At 74.4% G+C, this 9,011-nt stretch carries 8 protein-coding genes; 3 read left to right on the forward strand and 5 right to left on the reverse strand.

The features are described from left to right. Positions 1-151: 151 nt before the first annotated feature. Together serA and ACLFMI_RS26545 are read right to left on the reverse strand one after the other, a co-directional pair. Positions 152-1,351, reverse strand: a complete 1,200-nt coding sequence (gene serA / locus ACLFMI_RS26540) for a phosphoglycerate dehydrogenase (protein WP_410950701.1) — start codon at positions 1,349-1,351, stop codon at positions 152-154. A 69-nt stretch (positions 1,352-1,420) separates the two neighbouring features. After that, positions 1,421-2,746 carry an MFS transporter gene (locus ACLFMI_RS26545; RefSeq protein ID WP_410950702.1) on the reverse strand — a complete coding sequence of 442 codons (1,326 nt, stop codon included), beginning with the start codon at positions 2,744-2,746 and terminating at the stop codon, positions 1,421-1,423. A 234-nt stretch (positions 2,747-2,980) separates the two neighbouring features. Here ACLFMI_RS26545 and ACLFMI_RS26550 point away from each other — a divergent pair, with 234 nt between their 5' ends. Both ACLFMI_RS26550 and bla read left to right on the forward strand, forming a co-directional pair. Beyond that, complete coding sequence (locus ACLFMI_RS26550) at positions 2,981-4,207, forward strand: amidohydrolase (RefSeq protein WP_410950703.1); 1,227 nt, start codon at positions 2,981-2,983, stop codon at positions 4,205-4,207. Between the two features lie 70 nt (positions 4,208-4,277). Then, positions 4,278-5,219: a class A beta-lactamase gene (gene bla / locus ACLFMI_RS26555; RefSeq protein ID WP_410950704.1), complete on the forward strand. Its 942-nt coding sequence runs from the start codon at positions 4,278-4,280 to the stop codon at positions 5,217-5,219. A 15-nt stretch (positions 5,220-5,234) separates the two neighbouring features. Here bla and ACLFMI_RS26560 read toward each other — a convergent pair whose 3' ends face one another. Both ACLFMI_RS26560 and ACLFMI_RS26565 read right to left on the reverse strand, forming a co-directional pair. After that, positions 5,235-6,041 (reverse strand): SGNH/GDSL hydrolase family protein, encoded by an 807-nt coding sequence (locus ACLFMI_RS26560; RefSeq protein WP_410950705.1) that lies wholly within the window; start codon positions 6,039-6,041, stop codon positions 5,235-5,237. Positions 6,042-6,146: 105 nt separating this feature from the next. Next, positions 6,147-7,685 carry a long-chain-fatty-acid--CoA ligase gene (locus tag ACLFMI_RS26565; protein WP_410950706.1) on the reverse strand — a complete coding sequence of 513 codons (1,539 nt, stop codon included), beginning with the start codon at positions 7,683-7,685 and terminating at the stop codon, positions 6,147-6,149. A gap of 63 nt (positions 7,686-7,748) precedes the next feature. Here ACLFMI_RS26565 and ACLFMI_RS26570 point away from each other — a divergent pair, with 63 nt between their 5' ends. Beyond that, complete coding sequence (locus ACLFMI_RS26570; protein ID WP_410950708.1) at positions 7,749-8,459, forward strand: GntR family transcriptional regulator; 711 nt, start codon at positions 7,749-7,751, stop codon at positions 8,457-8,459. Between the two features lie 44 nt (positions 8,460-8,503). Here ACLFMI_RS26570 and ACLFMI_RS26575 read toward each other — a convergent pair. Continuing rightward, on the reverse strand, positions 8,504-9,011 hold a 508-nt coding region (locus ACLFMI_RS26575), incomplete at its 5' end, for a hypothetical protein (RefSeq protein ID WP_410950707.1).

Consider the following 9,011-nt stretch of genomic DNA (forward strand, 5'->3'; position numbering starts at 1 on the left):
CGGTCAACGACGAGTCATAAGCCGGGCGGCACGAACACGGGCACACCCGAACTGATGATCAACACCTCGTCCGGGCTACCAGCACCGCCGCGCCGGACGATCACCGGGTTTCACAACACGTTCTGAGCGGGCCCTCGCGCTTGAGCGGGCCCTACAGCTTCCAGGAGCGCAGCCACAGCGTCTGCGGGGACTTCTGCAGCGCGGACAGCGCGTCGTCGGGCAGCACGTCGTCGGTGTCGGTGAGCACGTAACCGAGGTCACCGCGGGTGGCCAGCGACTGCCCGAGCACGTTGACGCCGGTGTCGGCCAGCAGCCGGTTCGTGTCGGCCAGCACCCCGGGCGCGTTCAGGTGCAGGTAGCCCATCCGGAACGCCCCGGCGTTCGGCGGCGGGCCGACGTGCGGCAGGTTCACCGACAGCTCGGTGGCACCGCTGGCCACGAAGTCGACGAGCTTGGTGGAGACGAAGTGCCCGATCTCCTCCTGCGCCTCCTGGGTGGACCCGCCGATGTGCGGGGTCAGGATGACGTTGTCCAGCCCGCGCAGCGGCGAGTCGAACGGGTCGCCCTGGGCCTTCGGCTCGGCCGGGAACACGTCCACCGCGGCCCCGGCGAGGTGCCCGGACAGGATGTTCTCGCGCAGCGCCTGCTCGTCGATCACCATCCCGCGCGAGGCGTTGATGAACATCGACCGCGGCTTCATCATCGCGAACTGCTCGGCCCCGAACAGGCCGGCGTTCCCGGGGCGGCCGTCGACGTGGATGCTGACCACGTCGGACTGCGCCAGCAGCTCGGCCAGCGAGCCGACCCGGCGGGCGTTGCCGTGGGCGAGCCGGTCCGTGGTGTCGTAGAAGATCACCCGCAGGCCGACGGCCTCGGCGATGTTGGACAGCTGGGTGCCGATGTTGCCGTAGCCGACGATGCCCAGCGTGCGGCCGCGGAACTCGTGACTGCCGCGGGCGGACTTGTCCCAGACGCCCTCGTGCATCCGCTGGGTCTTCTCGGTCAGCCGCCGGGCCAGCGTGACGATCTCGCCGAGCACCAGCTCGACGACGCTGCGGGTGTTGGAGTACGGCGCGTTGAACACGGCCACGCCGCGCTCGGCCGCGGCCGGCAGGTCCACCTGGTTGGTGCCGATACAGAAGCAGCCGACCGCGAACAGGTCCTTGGCGGCGTCCAGCACCCGCGGGGTGATCGTGGTGTTCGAGCGGATGCCGAGCAGGCTCACACCGGCCACCGCGTCGACGAGGTCGTCCTCGCTCAACGACCCGGACCGCTGGTCGACCTCGAAGCCCGCGCGCCGAAACGCGTCCGCCGCGACGGAATGGATGTTCTCAAGCAACAACACCTTCACGCCGCCCAACCTAGGCCCCCGACGGCGTCCTTGGCCCGGGGAAGGAGGTCCCCGTCACCGCACCGTTCCTCACGCCGGTGCCCGCTCCCCCTTCTTCAGCGCGGCCCGGTACGGGTCCGGGGACAGCAGTGCCGCGACGATCGTGATCAGCACCATCGCGGACATGTAGACGGCGATCCAGTCGTAGCCACCGGTCGCGTTCAGCAGCGCGGTCGCGATCACCGGGGCCAGCCCGCCGGCGAACACGCTGGCGCCCTGCGCCCCGATCGAGGCCCCGCTGTAGCGCACCTCGGGCTCGAAGAGCTCGGAGAAGTAGGCCGGCTGCGGCGCGTAGACCGCCGAGTTGCCGATGTTCACCGCGACCACCGTGGCCAGCACGATCAGCGGCAGCGACCGGGTGTCCAGCGCCCAGAAGTACGGCCAGCTCATCGCCAGCAGCACCACCGATCCCCAGAGCACGACCGGCCGTCGTCCGAACCGGTCGCAGGCCCAGCCGTAGAACGGGATGCTGACCAGCCCGATCGCCGACGCGACGATGACCGCGAGCAGCAGCTGGCCTCGGGCCATCCCGAGCATCAGGGTGCCGTAGGTCAGGACGAACGTGGTGTGGATGTAGAACGTGCTGTTCTCGGCGAACCGCAGGCCCGCGGCCCGCAGCACGTTCCCCGGCTGGCGGCGCAGCACCGCGAGGACCGGCTGGCGTTCGATCTTCCCGGCCGTGCGGGTCGCCTCGAACACCGGCGACTCGGCCACCCGCAGCCGGATCACGATGCCGACGGCGACCAGCACGATCGAGGCGAGGAACGGCACCCGCCAGCCCCATTCCCGGAACGCCTCGTCGCTCATCACGCCCGACATGACCAGCAGCGAGAGGTTCGCGAGGAGCATGCCGGCCGGCACGCCGGTCTGCGGGAAGCTCCCGAAGAACCCGCGGCGGTGCGGCGGCGCGTACTCCACGGCCATCACGGCGGCCGCACCCCACTCCCCACCGAGGCCGATCCCCTGCACGATCCGCAGCAGCACGAGCAGGACCGGTGCGGCGACGCCGATCGTCTCGTAGGTCGGCATCAACCCGACCAGGAACGTGCCGCCGCCCATCATCACCACGGACAGCACCAGCATCGACTTCCGGCCGATCCGGTCGCCGAAGTGCGCGAAGATCACCCCGCCGAACGGGCGCGCGACGAACCCGACGCCGAACGTGGACAGCGCGAGCAGGGTCCCGGTGAGCGGGTTCGCCGACGGGAAGAAGAGCTCGCCGAACACCAGCGCGGCCGCCGCGCCGTAGACGAAGAAGTCGAACCACTCGATGGACGTGCCGATCAACGTCGCCGCCGCGACCCGGCGGGTCTCCTTCGGCGTCGGCGCGGGCGGCGTGGCCGGAGCAGGATGCATCGGTGAACCCTCGACTCTTCCGCGATGCGGAAATCCGTTTCGCCAGTGTGGCGCACACCATACGGAGCGACCCTCTCGACCACCAGGGTCGGATCCGCCCGCCGGCGCGACGGTTCCGGGGTCCGCAGATCGACGGAACGCGCACCGGACCCGAGAACGTCGGTGCGAGAACCGGCGCCTGGGCCGACGAGTTCCGTGCCGAACGTTCCTCGACGGGGCACTAGGTTCGGCCCGGTGCGCACCGATCTCGCCGACCTCTACCGCGACCTGCACCGGCACCCCGAACTCTCGTTCGCCGAGACCCGCACCGCGGGGATCGCCGCCGCCCGGCTGCGCGACGCCGGCTACGAGGTCACCGAGGGCGTGGGGCGGACCGGGGTGGTCGGCGTCCTGCGCAACGGCGCCGGCCCAACCGCACTGCTGCGCGCGGACATGGACGCGCTCCCGGTCGCCGAGGACACCGGGCTCGACTACGCGAGCACCGCCCGCGGGACGGCACCGGACGGCGACGACACCGCCGTCGCGCACGCCTGCGGGCACGACATGCACGTCAGCTGCCTGGTCGGCGCGGCCGCCGAGCTGGCGGCCGCGCGGGGGACCTGGTCCGGGATCCTGCTGGTGGTGTTCCAACCGGCCGAGGAGACCGGCGGCGGCGCGCGGGCGATGCTCGACGACGACCTCTACGGCCGGTTCGGCACACCCGACGTCGTCCTGGGCCAGCACGTCGCGCCGCTGCCCGCCGGGGTGCTCGCGGTGACGCCCGGCCCGGCGTTCGCCGGCAGCGACACCGTCCGCGTGTGGCTGCACGGCTCCGGTGGGCACGGCTCCCGGCCCGAGACCACGGTGGACCCGGTGCTGATGGCGGCGACCACCGTGCTGCGGCTGCAGACCGTGGTGTCCCGGGAGGTCCCGGCGGCCGAGACCGCGGTGCTGTCGGTCGGCCTGCTGCGGGCGGGCAGCAAGGAGAACGTCATCCCGGACTCGGCCGAGCTGGGGCTGACCGTGCGGTCCTACACCCCGGCCGTCCGGGACCGGGTGCTCGGCGCGGTGGAGCGGATCGTGCGCGGTGAGGCGGCGACCTCCGGCGCGCCCCGGGACCCGGAGATCCGGGTGACCGAGAGCTTCCCGCCGGTGTGCAACGACGCCGACGCCGTCGAGCGGACCCGGGGCGCGCTGGCGACCGTCGCGGCGCTTCCGGTCGTGGACCCCGGGCCGGTCACCGGAAGCGAGGACGTCGGGGCGTTCGCCGTCGCGGCCGGCGCGCCGTGCGTGTACTGGCTGCTCGGCGGTGCCGACCCGGCGTCGTTCGAGGGCTGCTCCGACGTGGAGCGGATCCGCGAGCGGGTCGCGGACCTGCCCTCGAACCACTCGCCGCGCTACGCGCCGGTGATCGAGCCGACGCTGTCCACCGGCGTCGCCGCGCTGGTCGCCGCGGCCCGGGAGTGGCTGCCGACGGGATGACGGCAGCGCATCCCGCCGGAAGCGCGATCCCGTGTGAGCTGCCGGCACCGGCCCTGCTGCGATGTCACCCATGACGATCACCCGACGGTCCCTGTTGCTCGGCGGTGCCGCCGGACTCGGCGTCACCCTGCTCGGCTGTGCCCCTGCCCCTGCCCCTGCCCCTGCCCCTGCCCCTGCGCCCGCCTCCGGCACGACCCCGGCGGAACCGGCCGTCGCACCGATCCCCGCACTGGCGGAGATCGAGCGCGGTTCCGGGCGGCGGATCGGGGTGCACGCGCTCGACACCGGCACCGGCGTGGCCGTCGGGCACCGCGACGGCGAGCGGTTCCTGATGTGCTCGACGGCGAAGGCGCTGATGGCCGCGCACGTGCTGCACCGGTCGGTCACCGAGCCCGGCCTGCTCGACCGCCGGCTGCGCTGGACCCGCGCGGACCTGCTGGAGTACGCGCCGGTGACCACGCGGAACCTGGCCGGCGGGATGACCGTGGCCGAGCTCTGCGAGGCCGCCGTCACCGTCTCCGACAACACCGCGCACAACCTGCTGCTGCGCGAGACCGGCGGGCCGGCCGCGCTGACCGCGTTCCTGCGCGGCACCGGGGATGCCGTCAGCCGCGCCGACCGGACCGAGCCCGAGCTGAACGAGGCCGCGTTCCCCGGCGACGAGCAGGACACCAGCACCCCGGCCGCGTTCTCGGCGTCGCTGCGCGCCCTCGGCACCGGCGACGTCCTGCCGCCCGCGCAGCGCGACCGGCTCGTCGAGTGGCTGCGGGCGAGCACCACCGGCGCCGGTCAGATCCGGGCCGGCGTGCTCGCCGGGTGGGCGGTCGGGGACAAGACCGGCAGCGGGCCGGGCGGCGAGAAGAACGACGCCGGCCTGCTGTTCCCGCCGCAGCGCCCGCCGATCGCGCTGACCGTGTTCACGACCCCGGACGGCGTGCCGGACGACGGTCGCGGCGCCGAGGCGATCGTGGCGGGCACCCGCGCCGCGCTCGCCGCGCTGCGCGCCGGGTGAGCCGGCCGGATCGGATCAGAGGCCGCCCAGGACCGTCCGCACGATCGCGACCTGCCCCTCCGGGCTGGGGTGCACGCCGTCGTCCTCCCAGAACGCGGGGCCGGTCGGGAGCCGGCTCAGGTCGATCGCCGCCGGGTCGAGGTCGCGGACGGTCGCGGCCAGCCGGGGCAGGTCGTCGGCGTCCCAGAACTCGCCGGTCACGTACCGGGTCGACCCGCACCGCTGCGGGTCGACCGGCGGCGGCACCAGGAACCGCACCGTGGCGCCGACCTCGGACTCCAGCAGCGAGCGCAGGGCGTGCAGGTTCCGCCCGGTCTCCCAGGCCGACGCCATCGGCACCGCGGCCGTCGCCCCCTCCCGGCGGACGTCGTTCGTGCCGAGCAGCACCAGCACCCGGGTCGGGGCCCTGGCGACCAGCACCGGGGCCAGCGCCAGCGCCTCGGAGGTGGTGCGCCCGGACAGCGCGAGCACGTCCACCCGCACCCGCGGGTGCACCCGCTGCAGCAGGGCGTCCAGGATCCGGGCCCAGCCCAGCCGGTCCGCCGAGATCGAGTCCCCGACGACGACGATCCGCTCGCCCACCGCGAGGTCCAGCTCGGCCACCCGGCGGGCGACGGCGGGGTCGGCCAGCAGCGCGTCCGCGGCGTCGTGCACCAGGTCGTCGAGGTCGGCTCGCAGGTCGGCGACCGTGCCCGGGTCGACGCCCGCGGTGTCGGCGAACAACCGGTCCAGCGCCTCGTCCCCCACGCCGAGCGCGGCGAACGCGGGCCAGGCGGAGAGGTCGGCGTAGCGGACCAGCCGGGGCAGCAGGTCGGGGTGCACGGTGGTCCTCCCGGGGGCCGGTGCCGTGATCGACGGGGACGGCCGATCGTGGCACGCGATCGGCACGGCCCCGATCCGGCGTCCCCGAACGGCCGTGCTCCGGGCTCAGCCGATGCTCCGGCCCACCCCGGCCCAGTACGGCTCCCGCAGCTCCCGTTTGAGGATCTTCCCGCTGGGGTTGCGCGGCAGCGCGTCGACCACATCGACCGAGCGCGGCCGCTTGTACCCGGCGACCAGCGGCCGGAGCCACTGCAGCAGGGCGTCCGGGTCGATCCGGGCGCCCTCCCGCGGCACGACGACCGCCTTCACCGACTCGCCCCAGCGCTCGTCGGGCACCCCGATGACCGCGACGTCGGCGACGTCCGGGTGCTCGGACAGCACGCTCTCCACCTCGATCGGGTAGACGTTCTCCGCCCCCGTCACGATCATGTCCTTGATCCGGTCGGTGAGGAACAGGTGACCCTCCGGGTCCAGGTAGCCGGCGTCGCCGGTGCGCAGCCAGCCGTCGTCGCCGAGCGCGGCCCGGGTCTCCTCCGGCCGGCCCCAGTAGCCCGCGGTGACCTGGTCCGAGCGGATCCGCACCTCGCCGACCTCGCCGGCGGGCAGCGACGTGCCGGTCGCCGGGTCGACGACGGCCAGCTCCACCCACGGGTAGGCGCGGCCTGCCGAGCGCATCAGGTGCGCCCGCGGACCGTCCGGGTCGTGCTCGTCCGGGTCCAGCTGGGTGATCGCGCCGGTCGTCTCTGTGGAGCCGTAGACCTGGAACAACGGTGCCCGGAAGGTCTCGACGACCGCGCGGAGCACGCCCGCGGTGATCGGCGAGGCCCCGTAGGCCATCGAGCGCAGCGCCGACCAGTCCCGCTCGGCGGCGCCGGGCACCGCGACCAGCATCTGCAGCACCGCCGGGACCAGGAACGCGTTCGTGACGCGCTCGTCGGACATGATCTCCAGCAGCCGGTCTCCGACGATGTCGGCGACCAGCACCGTCCGGGCCCCCGCAGCCAGGCAGACCAGCGCGTAGCCGACCCCGCCGATGTGGAACAGCGGCATCGCGACCAGCGCGGTCGACGTGGTGTCGATCGACCAGTACTCGCTCGCGTGCAGCAGCGCGGCGAACTGCCGGTGCGCCAGCAGCACGCCCTTGGGCAGGCCGGTGGTGCCGGAGGTGTAGAGCTGCAGGACGGTGTCGTCGTCGGTCGTGCCGTCCGGGACCTCGGCGGGCAGCGGCGCGGCGGGAGCCTCCCGCCAGGCCTCGTAGTCCTCGCCGACGACCAGCACCCGCCGGTCGTCCAGCGCCGCCCGCAGCCCGGCGAACTCCGGGCCGAGCACGACAAGCCCGGCGTCGGCGTCCTCGACCAGGGCCAGCAGCTCCCGCTCGGTCAGGCGCACGTTCAGCGGGACCGACACGGCACCGAGCCGCGGGGCTCCGAACAGCAGCTCGAGGAACTCGGGCCGGTTTTTGCCGATCCAGACCACCCGGGAGCCGGCGCCCGCCCCCAGGTCGCGCAGCGCGGCCGCCGCCTGGCCGGAGCGACGCTCCAGCTCGGCGTAACCGGTCGTCGCGCCCTCGAAGGACACGGCGGTCAGGTCGCCGTGGTCCCGGGCGTGGTCACGGACGATGTCGGTCAGCCGGAACGACGGCACGGGGCACTCCCTTGAGTCTGCTCTGACGAATACTGGTGATCGTATATGATAGTGGCCGTGTCGATGCCCGACGCCGCGCTCGGTCCCGTGACCCCGGGCCGGACCCCGCAGCTGCCCGACCGGATCGCCCTCGTCCTGCGCGACCGGATCCTCTCCGGCGAGCTGCGACCGGGGACGTTCCTGCGGATGGACCGGATCGCCGCCGATCTGGGCGTGAGCCACACCCCGGTGCGCGAGGCGCTGGCCGCGCTGCGGGCCGAGGACATGGTGCACGCGGTGCCGCGACGCGGGTTCGTGGTCGCCGGGCTGACCCGCGGCGACATCGCCGACCTGTTCGACGTCCAGGCCCACCTGACCGGGGAGCTCGCTGCCCGCGCCGCGCAGCGGGTGGCGCCGGGGGACCTGGACCGGGTGCGCGGGCTGGCCGACCGGGTCGCCGAGCTGGCCGCCCGGATCCCCGGCGACGCCGGACCGGAAGCGCTCGAGCCGCTGGTCACCGCCGAGCACCGGCTGCATGCCGAGATCAACCGGCTGGCCGGGTCGCGGAAGCTCGCCTGGCTGGTCGGACGGTCGTCGCACTACCTGCCGGCACACTTCTACACCGGCTCACAGGCCTGGCGGTCGGCCGCGCTGCGGGCGCACACCGAGCTGCTGGACGCGCTCGGCTCGGGCGACCCGGAGACCACCCGGGCCGCGATGCGCCGGCACGTCCTGGACGGCCGGGACCTGCTGCTGGCCCATCTGGATGCGATCGGCATGTGGAGCGCCGGCTGACCGGCGCCGACGACCGCTACCCACCCGCGCCGGTGACCGGGCCGTCAGACCGGCAGCAGCCCGCGGACCCGGCCCGGACGGCCGGAGCGCGGCGCCGGGACCCTCGCGGGCGCCAGGTCCGCGACCCGCTCGCCCGGCTCGGGCGCCTCGATGGCCGCGACGGCCGCGGCGCGGTCGGCCGCCGCCGCCCGCTGGATGTGCGCGGGCACCGTGCTCGACACGAACGGGCCACTCATCGGCGGCACGACCCCGCCGTCGCGCCGGACCCGGTGGCTGCGACGCAGGTAGGCCCAGCCGCCACGGGCCAGCCGGCTGCCGCGGCGCAGCGGCCCGGACTCGGGCATCGCGTCCCCGGCTCCGGTCTCGCGGTCGGAGATGTGGCGCAGCCGGGCCGCGGCGGCGGGGAGCCGGCGCAGGGCGGCGGAGCGGCCGTGCGGGGAGAGGGCGACCTTGGCCAGGAAGCTGCCGAGGCCGACGGCGTAGCCCTCGAGCTGGGTGCGCAGGCCGTCGGCGTCGACGCGGTGGTGGTGCCAGAGGTAGGCGCCGGGGGCG

Source organism: Pseudonocardia nantongensis, assembly GCF_046546495.1.
Lineage (GTDB): Bacteria > Actinomycetota > Actinomycetes > Mycobacteriales > Pseudonocardiaceae > Pseudonocardia > Pseudonocardia nantongensis.

Excerpts from the sequence above, each read along its gene's own strand:
- ACLFMI_RS26545 (WP_410950702.1), bottom strand. The coding sequence starts at position 2,746 with ATGCATCCTGCTCCGGCCACGCCGCCCGCGCCGACGCCGAAGGAGACC.
- bla (WP_410950704.1), top strand. The coding sequence starts at position 4,278 with ATGACGATCACCCGACGGTCCCTGTTGCTCGGCGGTGCCGCCGGACTC.
- ACLFMI_RS26570 (WP_410950708.1), top strand. The coding sequence starts at position 7,749 with ATGCCCGACGCCGCGCTCGGTCCCGTGACCCCGGGCCGGACCCCGCAG.